An 18,953-nucleotide genomic window follows, 5' to 3' on the forward strand; every position below is an offset into this window, starting at 1 on the left:
CGACAGCTATCGAATGAAAGATATAATCGAGACATAAATCCTTGGTGTCAAGTAGGCGCTGGAACCTGAAAAATGGTCCCAGCGCCTCTTCAAATAGCGCTTTAGACCGTACATTTTCAAACCGCCAAATTTAGGACATTTTCACGCCGCCGCCAACAGACCGCAATATTATTGTATATTTGGCATTTTAAAGAATCATCCTCGCCTTGAAGGTGTAAGGCTTTTTCAAAGTGGACTCTTTCCTTATCAAATAGACCTTTGCACCGCCCAACGCAAGCCAAGAGGAAAAAGTACTTTGACGTGCGCTTAAAAGAAGCAGAAGCTTCTTCCAATATCTGTTCGACTTTGCTTGTAGCCCCCATTTGAATGTAGGATACGCCTCGATCAAGCTCAAATGCAGTTTTTTCAGCTTTAAAAAGAGGGAGTCGTGCATAGTTTAGGATACACTGATGGATATATTTTGAAAGGTTAGTCCTGCTGTAATAACTTATCAGGTTTGTTAAGAACTGAATTTTCCCAGGAGTTGTTAACAAAATCCAGGAAAATCTATTTTCCAGATCATTACTAACCATTAAGTGCTTGTTAAGCTTTTTCTTTTTAAGCCAAAACAGGAATATTAATTCGTGCGGTAAAGGCCAGAAAATTGATGTGAATAACAAAATCACAATTGGGAAAACTGTGAAACTGGAGATGAGAATCATTTGCCATGGGTAATGCAAGTAAGAAAAAAGCGTAGGGATACCGAATAAAATTACCGCGATTATTAATTTCGGTAAAACCCGGGGATGCTTCAAATCGATTTTTATGATTAAAAGATACCCAACCCAAAAGAGGCATACTAACCAAATTCCATAGATGTTGCCATTAAGGATGTATTCAGAGATTTCCATATTAATCTGTGCGTACTCCATGAAAATTATTATGAGAAAGCACGATTATTTGAAGGGAACGCACACCCGGGGACGATTAATTTTCTACATGGAGTCCGCAGGTATTTCAATCAGTTTCCCGAATTTTACAGCGGTTGTAATTTGGAGAGTCTTGGTCCACAACTTGGATTATTGATCTACGCTCCCCCGCCTAACATTTTCATCAGCCACATGAGAAAACACAGAGTGAAACTGCCCAGCCTTCCGAATCGCTGAACGAAATGGTTCAGCAGTTTTATTCCTTGAGACCGTATTTTCTGATGGCCTCCGTAACAGCCTTACACCAGCCCCAAAGAGAAGATATCTCTTCGTCTGAAAACTTTGTATTGATCATGCACTTCAATTCCCGGCCTGCCGGAATGAAAAGACCCGTTGATTTTGCCTTGTCCCAAAGGGTTGAGCGGACATCCTCTGGAACGGAGGTCTTGCGCGCCATACTGCCAGGCCCTCGAAAAGCGGTGTAAAGGACCTGTTTGTAAACGGACCCGGTGGGGTATCCATAACAAACGGCGACATGGCTTCCTTTGAGATCAACATTCAGCGAGAAGCCCTTGGTTCCCCAGTGAATTGGCAATGACATCTCTTTGGCGAATTGAAGAATTCGAGAGAAAACGGCTTTGCCGTTATCGTCGAGCGAATTCAAAAACTCGTTCACGGTCACGATGGGCAGGGAGCCTGAGGCCACATGGCCCGGTTTCACAGATTCCTTACCAACCACGATCTCTTGGGACAGGAGGCGGGTTCCGCCATTGGCCTGAAAGAATGTGAATTCAACGCAGGTCACCCTGAATCCTTTGGACCGAAGGAATGAGGCCGTCTGTCGAATTTCCGGAGTGACCCGCTGCCCGACGATAACAACACGCTGGTCCTTGTTGAAGGCCACCGCTTCATCTGAACCAAGCTTAAAGTATTCTCGATGGTATTCCGCAAGATTCAGAGACTCGTCGTTCAGATATGATCGCAGAATCGCCTCCAGTTGTTCCGTGTCCAGACGTTCGGCAAACGATGCATACTCGAGTGCTTGGGCGAGCGTGTCGCGTGGTGTCCGATCTCTCTTGAGTTCGATAACGACCATATCCCCTTTTCGGTCCACACCGAGGAGGTCGATGAATCCTCCCAAATCGGTTGCGATCTGCCGACCGATGATCAAGATGTTTCCATCCTCTAAGATGCCGTCCGGATTCGATTCCAGCCAGCCTTCGAGAACGGCCTCTTCATGATCGACCTGAAATGGCGTTCTCATATACTCATGGAACTGGCCGTCCGATTGTATGCCGAAGACTCTCATATCATTTACTTACATGCCCTTCAAAGATGAACGCTTCGGTATGCCGCTATTTCAGCGGCTATATCCGCCTCGCTGATTGCCTGGGCTTGCGGCAATGACTGCGTTTCTTTCAATAGCAGCTCAAAATCCCGGGCGGCATTGTCAGGTGAATCCTCCCACAAGATAAGCACCTCGATACGTTGTCCTGCTCTGAAGGGTAGATCTGTCAACACAACTCGTTTGGGGTCCTTTACAGTCAGATGTGTTTTATACGCTCTCATAGATTAACCTCCCATACTGACTTCATCGTGATCTAACATATCGAGCCCTCATCAGGCAAAGGCGCCTTTTTGACGGACAAAATCGAAGATTTCTTCTGTACTATGCCATTGGCTGCCAGGTTCACGATCAACGGCACGGTTACATGCATGCCCCGTACGCAGGCGCGCTCTCCCATTATCTGGGAATCCGATCAAACCCAACCATGGTAGAGCCCTCCGTTGCTTCAGGTTCCCTTTTACTATCACCGATATGCTTATTTGTGAAGAGGAAAGAAGAGACGTTTCCCAGATTTAATCGCGGATAAGAACGCTTGTCCCTGTCCTCGGCTGTGGGTTTCATAGAAGATCGCGGCTTCGTTCATTTCCTGTTCTGCCAAAGGGAGAAAAATGACTTTCTTCATCGCACCTTCGAGAACGCATCCCGAAAAACATCGTCGGCTGACTTCGTTTGGAGTTTCCCCACCCGGTATTCACGATAACGCCGTTCGGCTTCCTGCAGCCAGAGCTCTTCTACATCGGCATCGTCGTGAGTATCGAGACTCTTGATCAGATTCATCGCAAGCCGGGCGCGCTCCTGGGAAGAGAGGGAAAAAACTTCCTTTTCTATCCACTTTAAATCGACATTCATCATCAGCCTCCTTTTCTTCGAAGCGCCACATGCTGCCGGTTAGCGGATCGACGATCAACATTCCGATGATTCCCCCGAAAAGCAGGTTGCCGATGTACCAGGGGTTCAGCTCCGGCGCGATGGAGACCTTCTCGGTTACATAGCCCTCTTTCGACAGTGTGATATTGTAGAACTTTTTCTGAAAATATCCGTCGCCTCTCTCCAGGGTGGCCGTGTGCGGGGTCTTGGCCTTGACGATGCTTTTTCCGGCGGCGACGTCGATTATCTCACATTCCGCGCCGTCCGGCTGCGTCAGATTGGGAATGGTTTGCGGCCCGTGGGACATGATCGTGGCACAACCGGTTAGAAAGAACATACAAAAAAACGTGATTCCCGTAAAGATGATCTTGGTTATGTGCTGCCTCCTTGATGCGTTGATTTTGAAGGATGAATAAAGCAGCAACCATGCCAAAGAAAGGTGCCAGTCTTTAATACATTGAAAATACTTGATTATGCTTGAATAATGCTCACGCCGACGAAAATACTTTAGTAAATTATATCACTAATTAGGTAATATTAGTTACTATTTCATACCTCTTTTGTCTTCCCCCAGCGGTCTATCCAATAAAAAGGTTTTCGATGTAGATGAGCGACAGACACAACCACCATCGTGTCCTCTTCAACTCCATAAATAATCCCATAAGGGAACCGCTTTACCAGGCAACGACGCAGACCAGCGCTCAGTTCTATCCCCGCGAAAGGCCATTGGGCGATGCGCCGTATAGATCTGTCCACCTCGTCCAACAATTCCCGGCCAAGACCCGGCATTTGCTTTTCATACCATAAAAAGGCATCGTCCAATTCGTATTGAGCCAGTTCAAGAAAGCGAACCCTCATCGATCGCGATACCTCGCCATCACCTCGTCATAGGGAATCGCCTTGAGCCGACCTTCTTTATAAGCAGCCCACCGTTTTGTCGCTTCCTCCGCCCATATCTTATCCAACTCAGGATCGGGCCGATCAAGTTTTGCCAGAATCATATCAACGAGCATGGCTTTATCCGTATCTGGCAACTCATCAATCTTCCTGGAAATTTCATCTGTCTCTGAAGCCATTCTTTTTACCTCCTTACTTTTCCATGATCAGCTATTGGTATGAATTCCGAGTTCCGGCGATAGTATAAGATACTACATCGCTATTCGCTGCTATTTGCGGATCGGCATTGATCATCGACCACGTGTGGAAAACGATAAACTTAAGCTTATGAAATATCAACAGCTATCTTCCAATCCTAAAGCCCGAACCTTTCTTTGGCCCGTTTTCGTAAGGTGTGGGGTTTGACGCCGAGGAGGCGGGCAGGGGCATGTCCCCGATCTCGTCCAAGAAGATCGTGCCCCGATCGGCGAGTTCGAATTTTCCCTTCTTCTGCCGATCGGCCCCGGTGAAGGCGCCCCTCTCGTGACCGAACAGTTCGCTCTCCACGAGGGTTTCGGGGATAGCGGCACAGTTGACGGTGATTATGGGTTCATTCTTGCGGGTGCTGTTGAAATGGATCGCCCGGGCGACAAGTTCCTTGCCCGTTCCCGTTTCACCCTGGATCAGAATGGCAGAATCGTACAGGGCAGCAGCCCGGACGGTCTCCATGACCTTCGTTATGGCCGGACTCCGGCCGATCATATTTTGACCCGAGAATTCCCGAACCAGTTCCTCCCGCTCGGCTTCCAGTTTTTCCTTGCGAAGGTAGGTTGCGGCTATCTCCAGCGTTTCCGGCGAAGGCAGTGTGATCCGGGGAAAGGATCCCAGCGAAAGGCGAATCTCGGTAACGGCCTTTTGAGCTGGTCTCAGGAAGCGCGGCGGCGTAATCTTGAGGAGTGTGGCGGGTACCAGTCCCGACTGGGCGAGTAGAAACCAGACGGTCTGCATCTGCGGCGTTCCGGAGGCCGTGGCGACGGAGCATACCGGCTTTTGATCCCGATATTCGTCCAGAATTTTACGGCAAAGCCCACTCATGTGCAGAAAGAGGGCCTCGTAATCGGTGGGATCGGGGATGTCGAGGTTGTGGATATGGGTACGGCATTTCTCTACCCGTGTAACGATCTCCTGCTGGAGCTGCTGGGCGTTGAGAAGGGTGTTCGGCGTGGTGAAGATGTGGACGGCAGCAAAGGATCGCTCCGCAAGCAGCGTAAGTACCGGTCCGTCGGTGAATACCCCCTTGACGATTTCGGCATTGAACGGATCCCGGTTTCCGGCAAAGGTGAGCAGAATATCCATAGCCATCTCTCGAATATTTTTTAATAATACGCCGTGACATTATAATCAGATCAACAACCTGTCAAGGAAGAAAGCCAGGAAAAGGGAATATTAAATATTGACCGACATTGCCTTTTAACCTATAACCCCGTGGCGAATCGGGGCTGGCGGATCAGCTTGATTGCAGGGGCGACCTTAGTGGCTGTCCGGAAGCAGGGCGGGCAAGGGAAGATTAACAATGATTGACTATAAAAGTGAACTTAACGCCGAGCAGCTTCAGGTCGTTGTTGAAGCGGGCGGGCCGATACTGGTTATTGCCGGGGCGGGGAGCGGTAAGACCCGGACGCTTACCTGCCGTGTTGCCCATCTTGTGGAAGAGGGGATTCCCCCGGAGCGAATAATGTTGGCAACCTTCACCAACAAGGCCGCCCGCTCAATGCTTTCGCAGGTTGAAAAGCTGATCGGCCGTGATATAAACGGTTTATGGGGGGGAACATTTCATCACCTGGCCCACCGCACCCTGCGCGTGCACGCGAGCCGCCTGGGATTTGCCGCCAACTTTTCCATCCTCGACAGCGAGGATTCCCGCCAATTGCTCAATACCTGCATCAAGGAGCTGGGGATTGACGACAAGGCCGGCAAATTTCCTAAAGGGGACGTTGTCGGCGGGATCATCAGCCTCGGAATTAATACGGAAATTGCCATTCCGGACATAATCGCGAATCGCTACCCGTATTTTGAGAATCGCACGGAGGATATCCTTGCCGTCGCCTCCCGGTACAGAACGAGGAAACAGGCGTTGAATGTCATGGATTTTGACGATCTGCTCTTTTTCTGGCGGGAGCTGCTCCTGAATTTTCCGGAAGCAAGGGACTACTATGCGGAGCGATTCCTCCATATCCTTGTCGATGAATATCAGGACACCAACCGTCTTCAGGCGGAAATCATGAACCTCCTTGCCGCCCGCCACCGCAACTTGATGGTTGTCGGCGACGATTCCCAGAGCATCTACTCCTTCCGGGGCGCCAATTATGAAAATATCATGAATTTTCCCGACTTGTATCCCGATTGCCGGATGTTCAAGCTGGAGACGAACTATCGCAGCACCCCGGAGATCCTTAATCTGGCGAACCTGAGCATCAACAACAATGAAAACCAGTTTCAGAAAACCCTGCGGGCGGTGCGGGGAAAAGGTGTGCGCCCCGTTCTCGTTCCCACCCGGAATGTCCTGCAGCAGGCCGATTTCGTCGCCCAGCGGATACTGGAGCTAAACCGCAGCGGCGTTCCCCTGAGTGAGATAGCGGTGTTGTATCGGGCGCATTTCCATTCGATGGAGGTGCAGATGGAGCTGACACGCCGGGGAATTCCGTTCGAGATCCGGTCGGGGATACGTTTTTTTGAGCAGGCCCATATCAAGGATGTTACGGCCTATCTCCGGATAATCGTCAATCCGAAGGATGAAATGGCTTGGAAAAGGGCGCTTGGCCTTTACGATAAAATCGGCCCCGCGACGGCGGACAAGCTCTGGCGGTATATTAACGGGCAGGCGGATACCTTGGCGGCGGTTCTAACCGACGATTTCAAGAAGGCGGCGCCCCGTTCGGCAGCCCCCGGGCTCGGACGCTTTCTCGAGACCTTTCGGGCCGTCAATGCCGCAAGGGGAAGCGCTCCGCCTTTGCTTATCGAAGCAATCATTAAAAACGGATACATCGATCTTCTCCGGGAGAACCGCAGCGATGCTGCCTCCCGTGAGGAAGACCTGTTGCAGTTCATGAATTTTTCCTCGCGCTTTTCCTCACCGGAGGATTTCTTGAGTGAACTTGCCCTGTTGACCAGCGTCAACGGTGACGACGCCGATAACGAAACGATGCTGCAGGAGCGCGTTGTCCTGTCGTCCATCCATCAGGCGAAAGGGCTGGAATGGCAGGCAGTGCTGATGATCTGGTGCAGCGAGGGGATGATGCCGCTGGCCCGGGCGTTGAAGGATGAGGGCGGGGAAGAAGAGGAAAGGCGGCTTTTTTACGTTGCGGCGACCCGCGCCAAGGACCAGTTATACCTCAGCTATCCCCTTACCGACTATTCGCGGGGGATGGGAAATATGCCGGTCAGTCCCTCCCGTTTCATCATGGAACTTTCCCCCTATTCGCGAAACGCCAAGGATCTTCCCTATGAAAGATGGCAGGTCGAAGACTTTTAGGACAGCGCGACCATCAACACCTGTCTGCCCCCTTCCAGAAACTGGCCTACGTGGCCGTTCGTCATGCCGCAGATTCCGCTTGCCCTTCGCGTTTTCTGCGGAACCACTGGAACAGAAAAACAACAAGGAACAGAGCGACGCCGATCAGGTCGGTCTGGAGGCCCGGTTTGATCAGCAAAAAAGAGGTGACCAGCAGCAGCAATACCTCGTACCAGGTGGTCCTGACCAGCATGCAGCGCTGGACGGCAGCAGCCAGACAGATCACTCCGAATGTGGCCGTAAGCAACGCCAGAAGTATCTTCCAGAGGCTGCCGACGAAGAGCAGTTCGGGGGCATAGACAAACATGAAGGGGATGATGAAGCCGGCGATCCCGAGCTGGAAGGCTGCCAGTCCCGTCTTCCAGGGGTCTGAGCGGGCGATCCCCGCCCCGGCATAGGCGGCCAGAGCCACGGGGGGGGTGATGTCGGCGCGCGTTCCGAAATAGAGAATGAACAGGTGGGCGGCCATCGGCAGGACCCCCATCTGGACGAGAGCAGGCGCCACCAGCGCCGAGATGATGACATACTGGGCCGTCGTCGGCACCCCCATTCCCAGGAACAGGCAGGCGATCATGGTGAACGGCAGAGCCAGGTAGAGCTGTCCCATGGAGGCATCGACGATCATTGAAGAAAATTTGATCCCCAGACCGGTCATCGTGATGGATCCAATGATAATGCCCGCCGCGGCACAGGCGGCTGCCACCTCGACTGCGCCGACTGCGCCCTCCTCGAGACCCTCCAGGATCAGCTTCCCGAAGGTCTTCAGCGATTCCTTCCGGATAATGCTCATGAGGAAGGAGGTGGCGACTGTGGCGAGGATCGCCCAGAAAACGGCCCGTTCCGGAGAAAAGTCCTGCATCAAAAAAGCGATCAGCAGGAAGATGGAGAAGAGGTGGTGCCAACCCGCGGCAAAGGCGGCACCGATCTTCGGCAGTTCGTTCCGGGGAAGACCGACGAGACCCAGGGAAACGGCCCGGAAGTGGACCTGCATGAACGTCGAGAAGAAGGCGAGTGTCGCCGGGATGGCGGCGGCGATGCAGACCTTGTAGTAGGGGACGGAGAGAAACTCCGCCATGATGAAGGCGGCGGCCCCCATGATGGGCGGCATGATCTGCCCCATAGTGGAGGATGCCGCTTCGACGCCGCCCGCGAAATGGGCGGGATAGCCGGTCCTTTTCATCAGGGGGATGGTGAAGGTTCCCGTCGTGACCGTGTTGGCAACCGAACTCCCCGAGATCATCCCGAAGAAGGTGCTGGAGACGACGGCTGCCTTCGCAGGTCCCCCTCTCGTCCAGCCGGTCAGGGCGAAGGCCACGTCCGTAAAAAACTCTCCGGCGCCGGTCTTCCGGAGCAGGGCGCCGTAGAGAATGAACAGGAGGATGAAGTTGGCCGACACACCGAGGGGGATGCCGAATATCCCGTCTGTGGAAAGAGAAAGGTAGGTGGAGAGCCGCTGGATGCTGTACCCCTTGTGGGCCAGGGCATCCGGGAGATAAGGCCCGAAGAGGGCGTAGCCGATGAAGACGACGGCGATCAGAGGAACGGCCATGCCCGCGGCGCGCCGGGCCGCCTCCAGGATAATCAGTACGAGGATGGTGCTCGTGACGACATCCATCGTTCGGAAGCTTCCCGCACGGTTGAGAATGGCAGTGGAATTGATAAAAATCCACAGGCAGATGGCCACTGAAATGATCAGCAGCACCACGTCCGGGAGGGACATACGCTTGAGCGGCGACCGCTTCTTGGAAAAAGGGTAAAGGGCAAACAGCAGCAAGGACATGAACAGCCAGTGGATCGCCCGGTGGTCCAGTGCGAAGAAGGGGTGAAAATAGGCGTACAGCAGGTGATAGCTGGATGTCATCACTGCCACGATCTTAATGAACAGGGCGGGAAGGTTCTTGTATTGGCGTTTCCGTTCGAATTCGTCGAGCACCTCTTTGGCGCGTTGCGCCGCCAGGGCCTCTTCCGTCTCCTGTTCCTTTTTTATCGTTTGCTGCCGCTCTTCATTGTGCGAATCCATACAGACTCCCTTTTCTTTGCAATGGACAACAGCGGTATTTCCCGACCGTGAAGGATCAGGACGTGGTTGGCGACTTCTCCAACCCGGAGCAGAAACCGTGGGAAAGGTCGGTGCAGACGCACCCGGGTCCATTCCCCGGAGAAGTCGGTTATCCCGATATCGGGGTGGGATTCCAGACCCGCCCCATACCAGAGGTAGCTTTCCTCGATAAGAATGATCTCCCCGTCATCGTCGATCGTGAACAGATCCCGCACCGGTGTGTGGTCGGAGGAGTGGCGGTATTCAATGGTGAAAAAATCCCCCCGCTTCACGGGAGATTCCCAGAGCGCCTCCTCTCCGGCCTTACGGACGATCTGAAGGGTCCACTCCCGCTCCGCGGCGGCGCCGGCAAATGCCGGCTCCGCCATCGGTAAGAACATGAGTGCCAGACAGAGAGCTTTGTACACAGGCGACCCTTTGATGCGTTTTTCCCTTCCTCCTACTTCAGCGCCCCGACTTCCCTGAAATATTTCGCCGCGCCGGGGTGAAGCGGAAGCGGGCTGTTCACGGCATTCTGCGGCGTCAACTGGGCCGCTACCGGATGGACGTTGATCAGGGCGTACTTCCCCTCCTTGACGTTGCTGTAGATCGCCTTCACAATCTTGTAAGCCACGTCGTTCTTCATCTTCTTGTTGGCGATCATCACGTTGGAATCGCCCAGCGCGAGGACATCGTCATCCACCTTGGAGTAGGTCTTCCCCGGGATGGTGATCTTTACGTAATAGGGGTACTTCTTGATGATTTTGTCCGCCAGTTTCTGTTCGACCGGAACCAGGACGATGTCGCGGGTTGCCGCCAGGTCCATCACCGCCGAGCCCGGATAGGCGAAGTTGAAGAAGACCGCGTCCACGACCCCGTCCTTGAGGGCCTGGACCGATTCCGTCTGCGAGAGGTTGGCGATGGTGAGGTCTTTCTCCAGATTGAATCCGGCCTCTTCGAGAATGATCTTGGCCATCGTCGAGCAGCCGCTGCCGGGGACGTCGATCGAAACCTTCTTGCCCTTCAGATCGGCGATGCTCTTGATTCCGGACTGAACCGTCGTCACGAGGTGCTGGGGCGCCGGGTACATCTGGAACAGGGAGACGATGTCGTATTTCTTTTCAAAAGGCGCCTTTCCCTGGGAGGCGTTGTAGCCGACGCTCCCCATCACCATTCCCATGTCCGAATCGCCGTTGCCGACGAGACGGCTGTTCTCCACCGAGGCTCCTGTGGATTCGGCGGCGCAGCGGAAGCCTTCCACTGTTTTCTGGACGATGACTGACATTCCGCCCCCGAGCGGATAATAGGCCCCGCCGGGGCTTCCCGAGGCGAGCGTCAGAAAGACCTTCTTTTCCGCAGCGAACGTCTGGGGCGCAAACCCCAGGGACGCTGCCACCAGTACCGCAAATATCATGATCATTGAACGTTTCATTTTCATACCCTCCTTCGTTATTAATGGTTGGTTATTTTTTCCGCTCAGCGAACTCCTCCAACTTATCCAGCCGTTCCGGCGCCGAAACGGTTGCCAGGCATGCCTCGACCTCATAGTCCATCAGCGCCTCCAGGCTGACCTCCGAGGCCATGTTGAGTCCCTTCTTGATCAGGTTGATGGAAAAAAGCGAATTGGCGGCAATCTTCTTCGCCATGGCAAAGGTCTCTTCCATCAATTGTTCGGCGGGAACAGCCTTATTGACCAGGCCGATCCGTTCCGCTTCCTTCCCGTCGATATAGTCGCAGGTAAACAGGAGCTCCCGGGCCTTGCCGGAGCCGACCAGATCCTGCACGAGGCGCATCGCGCCGCCGGTGACCGAGGAGGAGACCCGCGCCTCGGGGGAACCGAACTTCGCCCCTTCCGCGGCGATCCGGATGTCGCAGGCCAGGGCCAACTCGTAGCCGCTTCCCAAGGCGAATCCATTTACGGCGGCGATGGTCGGCTTCGGATAGCGGATGATCTGGCGGGAGATATCCTGGAGGTGAACCAGATAGTCCCGGTAGGCTTTGAGCGATCGCCCTTTGGAGTCCTTGAGGTCCGCGCCGGTTGAAAAGGCGCGTCCCGTCCCGGTGAATATGAGTACCCGGACGCTGTCGTCCTCGCGGGCGTCAGCGAGGGCCTGCTCGATGTCGAGCCAGAGCTGTTTGTTCATGGCGTTGAGTACTTCGGGTCGGTTCAGGGTGATGACGGCAACCCCCTCTTTTTTCTCGTAAATGATGCATTCAAAGGTCATGATAATCCTCCTTAGGCGATGATGATCCGGGCGTCGACGATGGACGCCCCCTGTTCATGCACGATAATGGGATTGATATCCACTTCCTGAATTTCCGGATGATCGGCCGCCAACTGGGCGATCACCCGGAGGAGATCCTTAAGGATTCCGGTATCCTTCGGTTTCTGCCCACGGACGCCGCTGAGGAGGGGATATCCCTTGATTTCATGGATCATCTCCTCCATGTCGAGATCGGTCAGGGGGGCGACCCGGAAGGAGACGTCCTTCAACACCTCCACGAAGATTCCGCCAAGGCCGAACATGAGAACCGTGCCAAACTGGGGATTCCGGATCATCCCGACAATGCACTCCTGCCCAGGTGGCGCCATCGGGGCGACGAGGACGCCCAAAACCTTTTCCGGGCTGCTGCGACGAGAAGCGTTGGCTACGACCTCCGCGAAGCCCTCGCGGACAGCAGCCTCGTCACTCAGGTTCAGGAGGATTCCGCCCGCGTCGGACTTGTGGATGATTTCGGGGGAGACAATCTTCAGGGCGACGGGAAAGCCGAGAGCCGCTGCGGCCGCGACTGCGTCATTCGCTGTTTTCGCCAGTGTTGCTGGAGGAAGGGAGACACCGTAGTACGTAAGGAGTTCCCGGGCCTCCGTCTCCAGGAGATTTTTTCTGCCCGCCTGCTTCACAGCCTCGATCAGGGTCCTGGCCTTGTCAACATCTGTCGGAATGGCCGGCAGAGGACTCGCGAGATTCAGGATTTTCCGTCGGGCAGCGAATTTTGCCATATATGCCAGGCACTGTGCGGCCCGCTCCGAGGAGGGGGTCAGCAATACGCCGTTTTCACTTAGTATTTGCATTGAGCGGAAGGGGGATTGGGCAAAGGAGGTGTGAACGGCGATCGGCTTGCCGTACTGCCGCATCAGACGGACCAGTTCCCGCGAGGTCTTCTCTTCCAGTTCGCCGACGTGCGGGGCGATGATTTCCTTGAACCCGCCGAAAAATCCTGTGAGATAGATGGAATCGATCCCCTGCTCCTCCATGAGGGCCTCGACGACCTTGCTGATCATGTCGGGGTTCTCCTCGGCCGTCCCGCCGTAATCAATCGGGTTTGAGGCCGGCATCCCGGCGAGCAGGAACGGGCGGATCCGCTCCTGGGTTGCCTGGGGAAGGACAGGGACCTCCAAACCGAAATGTTCGGAATTGTCCGCGGCTACCGAATTGTCTCCTCCCCCCTCGGAGACGATGGCGACCCGGTTTCCCTTCGGCAGGGGCATGTTGGCAAAGGACATGGCGACATCGAACATCTCGTCCACGTTGGTGACCCGGACAATCCCCGCCTGGCGGAAGGCCGCTTCCACGACGGCGTCGTCGCCAGCGATTGAGCCGGTGTGGGAGGCGGCGGCTCTGGCGCCGGCCTTGCTCCGCCCCACCTTGAGAACAACGACCGGTTTCAGCTTCGAGACCTCGCGTGCTGCCCGGACGATCTGTCCGCCCTCCTTGATTCCCTCCATGTACATCAGGATCGCTTTGGTTCCCTCGTCCTGTCCCAGGTATTCGATGTACTCGTGGAACTTTACGCCAATGGCGTTTCCGGCGGAGATGATGTGGCTAAGTCCGACTCCGCGCATTTCGGCGTAGTGGGTGATCGAGTCGATGATGTTCCCGCTCTGGGCGATGACGGCGAGAGGCCCTTTTTTGATCGGCGGAACCCCGAGAAGGTTCATCCCGCCGGAGGCAGAGAAGAGCCCCGAGCAGTTAGGGCCGATGATCTTGGCGTTTCCCTCGGTGGCGATCCGCAGTATTTCCGCTTCGATCCGCTTGCCCTCTTCACCCGTTTCTCCGAGGCCGGCAGTGATGATCACGATCCCCTTGGCGTGCATCTTGACGCTGTCGGCCACGGCCTGGGGAATAAACTTCGGGGCGACGACAACCATGACAAGATCCACCGCCTCTCCGATGTCGAGGATTGAGGTATAGGCTTTTTTCCCGAACAGGGTATCCCGCTTGGGGTTGATGAGGAAGATTTTTCCGGGGTAACCCCCCTGGATCAAACTCCTGGTGCGCCGCTCGGCTGCCTTGCCGGGGACTTCGGAGGCCCCTATGATCGCGATGGAGGCGGGGTTAAAAAGACGATTTAACGATTGCATGATACCCTCCTTATAACGAATTTTCCCATGGATATACATGAAGGGACGGGCTTGTCCAACCCCCGAAACAATCTGCGTTATCGGGGGGAGGTGTTTTTCTTACGCTCGTTCTTGTAATCGGCGTAAGGGAGAACGTATATTTCCTTCTGTTGCCAGAGGAGTTCCCTGTCCTTCAAGGCCTTCATGGTCTCCTCCGGATTCTGGACGCTGAGTTCCGTCAGCAGGGCGTTCACTAGGCTCATGGCTGCGGTAAAGGATTCGATGAAGGAATCAAGTCGGGAGTGGACCGGCAGGACCCAGTCCGCATTGCGGGCGAGGGGTGAGACGAGGGAGTCGGTGATGGCGCCGACCCGGGCGCCGTTTTCCTTGGCGTATTTCAGAACATCGATTGTCAGCTTCGTATATCTCGGAAAACTGATTCCGATGCTGAGATCCTCGGCGTCCAAGCCGTGGAGGGTATTCCAGATATCCCCGTAGCCTGGGATCACAGGCGTTGCCTGTTTTCCCAGGAAACGAAGATAAAGGGCCAGGACAAGAGCCGGGGCGTGGGCTCCGCGGAACCCCACGACATATATGCGTCGGGCGTTCTTCATATCGGTGACGGCCTGGTGGAACGTTTCCAGGGAGATATCCCGGAGGGTCTCGGAAAGGTTCTGGATGTCCTCCTTCATGATCTTCGTGAGGATGTCGCCGTTCATCTGGATGTTTTTAACGGTTTTTTCGAGTCGAGTGACTGTGGTCAGACGGTCCTGGAGTTTGGTGCGGAGCATTTGCTGTAATTTTGGATAACCGCCGAATCCCAGTACCTTTGCCAGCCGTACGATGGTTGCTTCGCTGACAGCCGCCTTTTGGGCCAGTTTCGAGGCAGTCAGAAAGATCGACTCCTCGTAATGGTCCATGATGTACTGAGCCGCGTGTTTCTGGGCCTCGGTCAGTTGAATCCGGTTGTCTGCAAGAATGGAGTTGAGTGGCATGAAATAACTCCTTCACTAAATGGTAGCTGTGAAGAAATTATTTCATAATCGAAACCGGGTGTCAAGAAATAATTCAAATAACTCAAAACATGAAACTAAACCCAACGATCCGATTTTGATTTTGCCTCGTATTCCTCTCGCAAGGCAATCTGGGTAGCCTCGGCGATATCTTCCACCCTTTTTACCCAATCCTCAAATTTGATATCAACGCCGAAGATTCCCACCATCTCGTCATTCTCATCGACAATCGGGGAGGAAACCGTGATGCACAATGCCCCCGTCATCTTCGAGATATAGAAATTGGTGACATGGATTTTCCCCGTCTGCAGGGGTTTGATGAACCATTCGCGATCGGACTGGTCGGTCCCGACGCCGTAATTTTCGTATTTGGCGCGATCGGCGATATTGGTAATGTTCCTGGTCGTCTTGCGACCGTTCATATCGACGACGTAGGCAAACTGAATCGAAGGATTTTCCTCGATAAACTGCTGCATCGCCGGTTCCTGAAGCTCCGGTTTCATGGTTTTCATGTCGGGATGCTCAATGACCTGATTGACAACAGCAACCGCCGTTTGCGAGGCAATATGTTTGATCTTTTCCAGTTCGGACATGAAGAGTTCCGGAATGTATTTCTGCACGCGCCTTGCCAGTTCTTCATTGGAGATACTGGTCACCCGGCCCGATTCGTATTCATCGGTCACCCATTTATGGATGCGGGAAACGCCGGGGTGGCGTTTATCCACGGCACTTTCTCCCTTCAATCCGATATGGGAGTTGATCCAGAAAGCAATCCCTGCCTTGCCGGACTTGTCCGTAACCATCGGCATAATTGGCCGTTTCAGCAGGGCTGCGGTATCGAAGATATTGTAAATCTCTTCGTTTTTAATCAAGCCGTCAATATGGACTCCGGCCCTTGTCACATTGAAATCGGAACCTACAAACGGGTAGTTCGAAGGGATTCTAACGCCTATCTCCTTTTCAAAATAGTTGGCGATATCGGTTATTGCGGTAGTATCTATGTCGTTCGCCTCTCCTTTCAAGGAGATGTATTCGATGATCAACCCCTCCACGGGAGAGTTGCCGGTGCGTTCACCCATCCCCAAAAGCGCACCGTTCGCGCCGCTGCAGCCGTATAGCCAGGCATGGGAGGCGTTGATCAGCCCCTTGTGAAAATCGTTGTGGCCGTGCCATTCCAGCAGATGTCCGGGAACGCCGGCATCTTCGATAAAGGCGCGAACGAGCTTGTCAACGCTGCGGGGCAATGAGGCGCCCGGATAGGAAACGCCGTATCCCATCGTGTCGCAGAGCCGCACCTTGATGTCTATGCCGCTTTCCTCACGGAGTTTCATTAGTTCTATGGCAAAAGGGATTGCGAAACCATAGATGTCGGCACGGGTTATGTCCTCGAAATGGCAGCGCGGGATTATTCCCGCATCGAGAATGGACCGGACTACGGCCAGATAGTCGTCCAAAGCCTGCCGTCTGTTTTTGTTCAGCTTGAGAAAGATGTGATAGTCGGAAACCGAGGCCAGGATGCCGGTTTCCTTCAACCCCATCTCCTTGACCAGTTGAACGTCATCCGCGGCGGCCCGAATCCAGCCGGTAATTTCCGGAAATTGCAAACCGAGAGCGCGGCATTTATCTACAGCCTCGCGGTCCTTCGCGCTGTAGAGGAAAAACTCGGACTGGCGGATAACCCCGTTTGGCCCCCCCAGTTTGCCCATCAACGAATAGAGATCGACGATCTGCTTTACCGTATATGGGGGGCGCGCCTGCTGGCCGTCGCGAAACGTGGTGTCGGTTATGAAGATATCCTCTGCGGGATTGATCGGCAAAATCTTGTGGTCAAAGTCTATCCGGCATACCTCGCTGTAGGGAAAAACATCCTTCTGCAGGTTCGGCTCTGCAACATCCTTCAGGTCGAATTTCCAGAAATTGGTATGCTCGTGCTCCAAAACCCTTCTGTCTTTATTCCATTTAGCCATTTCCCACCCCTTTTTCTCTGTAATGTTGATCCAGCACCACAGCGCCAAACAAAAAAGGCGCCCTTTCCGAAGGCGCCCTCTGTTTCCCTTCTCCTTGGTCGTTAACTGGAGGCGGGAAAAAAGAGCGCCGGCATCATCCTGTCGGCAACGTTTTGTCCAAGACGCTGTTTTCCGTCAGTGTTCACTGCAATAAAAAAATATTTGCAATTCATAAAAAACCCGCAGTGCCGAAGAACCGTTAAATGAAGACTACAAAACAATCTTTAAGGAGAGTTCCATAAGTTGCTCTATACTGACATGAGACGGGGCTTCTGTCAAGAGACAGGTTGCCTTTTGCGTCTTGGGAAAGGCGATGACATCCCGGATGGATTCCGCGCCGGTCATCAGCATCACCAGACGGTCAAGCCCGAAGGCGATCCCGCCGTGGGGAGGGGCGCCAAATTCGAGCGCGTCGAGGAGAAAGCCGAATTTGGAACGGGCGTTTTCCTCGCTCAGTCCCAGCGCCTTGAAGATCACGGATTGGACATCCTTCTGGTGAATCCGGATGCTTCCCCCGCCGATCTCGGAGCCGTTCAGCACCAGATCATAGGCGCGGGCGCGAACCTTTCCCGGTTCCGTCTCGATGTACTGCATGTCCTCGGCAACCGGAGCGGTAAAGGGATGGTGCGTGGCCATGAATCTTTTTTCGGTGTCGCTGTATTCAAAAAGGGGAAAGTCGGTAACCCAGGTAAAGGCGAGGGCATCGGGAGCGATCAGGCCGAGCTTCTTCGCCAAATGGACGCGCAGGTTGCCGAGCGAGTCGCGGACAACGCCCGGCGAGTCGGCGACAAAGAGGATGACGGCGCCCTCTGCGGCTTCCATTTTCGTGTTTATGGACGCTACCTCCTGGGCTGTCAGGAATTTGAAGATCGGCGATGTCCAGCCCTCCGCAGTCACCCGCGCCCAGGCCAGTCCTCCCGCTCCATATCTGCCTACAAATTCCTTCAATTCATCGAGATCCTTGCGGGAGAGGCCCTTGCCGTCGTCAACCATGATCGCCTTGATTACACCGCCTGCGGCGGCTATCTCGGAAAAGAGCTTCAGCCCCGAATTCCTGAGGATATCGGTCAAGTCCCTCATCTCCATGCCGAAGCGCAGATCGGGATTATCCTTGCCGAAGCGGCTCATCGCGTCCTGATAGGAAATGCGGGGGAAGGGGAGAACGAGAGTTCGTCCCAGGCAGGAGCTGAAGAGGTGAACAATCAACCCCTCGATCAAACTGATGATTTGTTCCTCCGTAATGAAGGACATCTCCACGTCGATCTGGGTGAATTCCGGCTGACGATCAGCCCGGAGATCCTCATCTCGGAAGCACTTAACGATCTGGAAATACTTGTCAAATCCAGAAACCATCAACAACTGCTTGAAGAGTTGGGGCGACTGGGGCAGGGCGTAAAACATCCCCTGATTGACCCGGCTGGGAACAAGGTAGTCCCGCGCCCCCTCTGGCGTGCTCTTGGTCAGAAACGGGGTTTCGATCTCGGTAAATCCATTGCGATTGAAATATTCGCGCGTTGCCATCGCGACGCGACTGCGCAGGATAAGGTTTTTTTGCATCTCCGGACGGCGGAGATCGAGATAGCGGTACTTGAGGCGAACATTCTCCGAGATCTCCGACGTCTGATCAAGGACGAAGGGGGGTGTTTTTGATTCGTTGAGGATTTCGAGCTCGTCGGCAATCACCTCAATCTTTCCTGTTTTCAGCTCGGGATTCTCCATTCCTTCAGGGCGGTTGCGAACACGGCCATGGATTGCCAGGACAAATTCACTGCGGATTCGTCCCGCCTCCTGGTGGCAGGTCTCGCTGGTTTCCGGGTTGAAGACAATTTGGGTTAACCCTTCCCGGTCCCGCAGGTCAATAAAGATGACGCCGCCGTGATCGCGCCGCCGGTGGGCCCATCCCATCAGGACAACTTCCTCGCCGGCCTGTTTCTCGTTCAAATCTCCGCAGTAATGCGTCCTTTTATATCGCATCATGAAATCT

16 protein-coding genes are annotated in these 18,953 nt (G+C 54.2%); 1 reads left to right on the forward strand and 15 read right to left on the reverse strand.

Annotated features, from left to right (window positions below; all coding sequences use genetic code 11):
* Positions 1–116: 116 nt before the first annotated feature.
* The 7 genes from K0B01_06015 to K0B01_06045 all read right to left on the reverse strand — a co-directional run bounded on the left by K0B01_06015 (position 117) and on the right by K0B01_06045 (position 5,355).
* Complete coding sequence (locus K0B01_06015; GenBank protein MBW6485689.1) at positions 117–890, reverse strand: hypothetical protein; 774 nt, start codon at positions 888–890, stop codon at positions 117–119.
* A 274-nt stretch (positions 891–1,164) separates the two neighbouring features.
* The gene (locus K0B01_06020; GenBank protein ID MBW6485690.1) at positions 1,165–2,172 is read right to left on the reverse strand and encodes a DUF91 domain-containing protein; all 1,008 of its coding nucleotides are present in this window, start codon (positions 2,170–2,172) and stop codon (positions 1,165–1,167) included.
* A gap of 65 nt (positions 2,173–2,237) precedes the next feature.
* Positions 2,238–2,477 (reverse strand): hypothetical protein, encoded by a 240-nt coding sequence (locus K0B01_06025; protein MBW6485691.1) that lies wholly within the window; start codon positions 2,475–2,477, stop codon positions 2,238–2,240.
* A gap of 397 nt (positions 2,478–2,874) precedes the next feature.
* Positions 2,875–3,108 (reverse strand): addiction module protein, encoded by a 234-nt coding sequence (locus K0B01_06030; protein MBW6485692.1) that lies wholly within the window; start codon positions 3,106–3,108, stop codon positions 2,875–2,877.
* A 564-nt stretch (positions 3,109–3,672) separates the two neighbouring features.
* Complete coding sequence (locus K0B01_06035; GenBank protein MBW6485693.1) at positions 3,673–3,981, reverse strand: type II toxin-antitoxin system RelE/ParE family toxin; 309 nt, start codon at positions 3,979–3,981, stop codon at positions 3,673–3,675.
* Positions 3,978–4,199: an addiction module protein gene (locus K0B01_06040; GenBank protein ID MBW6485694.1), complete on the reverse strand. Its 222-nt coding sequence runs from the start codon at positions 4,197–4,199 to the stop codon at positions 3,978–3,980. The genes K0B01_06035 and K0B01_06040 overlap by 4 nt, the downstream gene beginning before the upstream one ends.
* Before the next feature lie 163 nt (positions 4,200–4,362).
* Positions 4,363–5,355, reverse strand: a complete 993-nt coding sequence (locus K0B01_06045; protein MBW6485695.1) for a sigma 54-interacting transcriptional regulator — start codon at positions 5,353–5,355, stop codon at positions 4,363–4,365.
* A gap of 217 nt (positions 5,356–5,572) precedes the next feature.
* On the opposite strand from K0B01_06045, the gene K0B01_06050 reads away from it, so the two are divergent.
* Positions 5,573–7,531, forward strand: a complete 1,959-nt coding sequence (locus K0B01_06050) for an ATP-dependent helicase (protein ID MBW6485696.1) — start codon at positions 5,573–5,575, stop codon at positions 7,529–7,531.
* Between the two features lie 61 nt (positions 7,532–7,592).
* On the opposite strand, the gene K0B01_06055 is transcribed toward K0B01_06050, so the two are convergent.
* The 8 genes from K0B01_06055 to aspS form a co-directional block, all read right to left on the reverse strand.
* On the reverse strand, positions 7,593–9,590 hold the full coding sequence (locus tag K0B01_06055; protein ID MBW6485697.1) for a TRAP transporter permease: 1,998 nt from the start codon (positions 9,588–9,590) through the stop codon (positions 7,593–7,595).
* The gene (locus K0B01_06060; protein ID MBW6485698.1) at positions 9,554–9,997 is read right to left on the reverse strand and encodes a DUF1850 domain-containing protein; all 444 of its coding nucleotides are present in this window, start codon (positions 9,995–9,997) and stop codon (positions 9,554–9,556) included. Before K0B01_06060 ends, K0B01_06055 begins: the two co-directional genes overlap by 37 nt.
* A 71-nt stretch (positions 9,998–10,068) precedes the next feature.
* On the reverse strand, positions 10,069–11,040 hold the full coding sequence (locus K0B01_06065; protein ID MBW6485699.1) for a TAXI family TRAP transporter solute-binding subunit: 972 nt from the start codon (positions 11,038–11,040) through the stop codon (positions 10,069–10,071).
* A 31-nt stretch (positions 11,041–11,071) separates the two neighbouring features.
* Complete coding sequence (locus tag K0B01_06070) at positions 11,072–11,833, reverse strand: enoyl-CoA hydratase/isomerase family protein (GenBank protein MBW6485700.1); 762 nt, start codon at positions 11,831–11,833, stop codon at positions 11,072–11,074.
* A gap of 11 nt (positions 11,834–11,844) precedes the next feature.
* The gene (locus K0B01_06075; GenBank protein MBW6485701.1) at positions 11,845–13,971 is read right to left on the reverse strand and encodes an acetate--CoA ligase family protein; all 2,127 of its coding nucleotides are present in this window, start codon (positions 13,969–13,971) and stop codon (positions 11,845–11,847) included.
* 77 nt (positions 13,972–14,048) lie between these two features.
* Complete coding sequence (locus K0B01_06080; protein MBW6485702.1) at positions 14,049–14,945, reverse strand: MurR/RpiR family transcriptional regulator; 897 nt, start codon at positions 14,943–14,945, stop codon at positions 14,049–14,051.
* Between the two features lie 95 nt (positions 14,946–15,040).
* Positions 15,041–16,930 (reverse strand): histone-lysine N-methyltransferase, encoded by a 1,890-nt coding sequence (locus tag K0B01_06085; GenBank protein MBW6485703.1) that lies wholly within the window; start codon positions 16,928–16,930, stop codon positions 15,041–15,043.
* Between the two features lie 249 nt (positions 16,931–17,179).
* Positions 17,180–18,943, reverse strand: a complete 1,764-nt coding sequence (gene aspS, locus K0B01_06090; protein ID MBW6485704.1) for an aspartate--tRNA ligase — start codon at positions 18,941–18,943, stop codon at positions 17,180–17,182.
* Positions 18,944–18,953 lie beyond the last annotated feature (10 nt).

The organism is Syntrophobacterales bacterium, from assembly GCA_019429105.1.
In the GTDB taxonomy this organism is placed as follows: domain Bacteria; phylum Desulfobacterota; class Syntrophia; order Syntrophales; family UBA5619; genus DYTH01.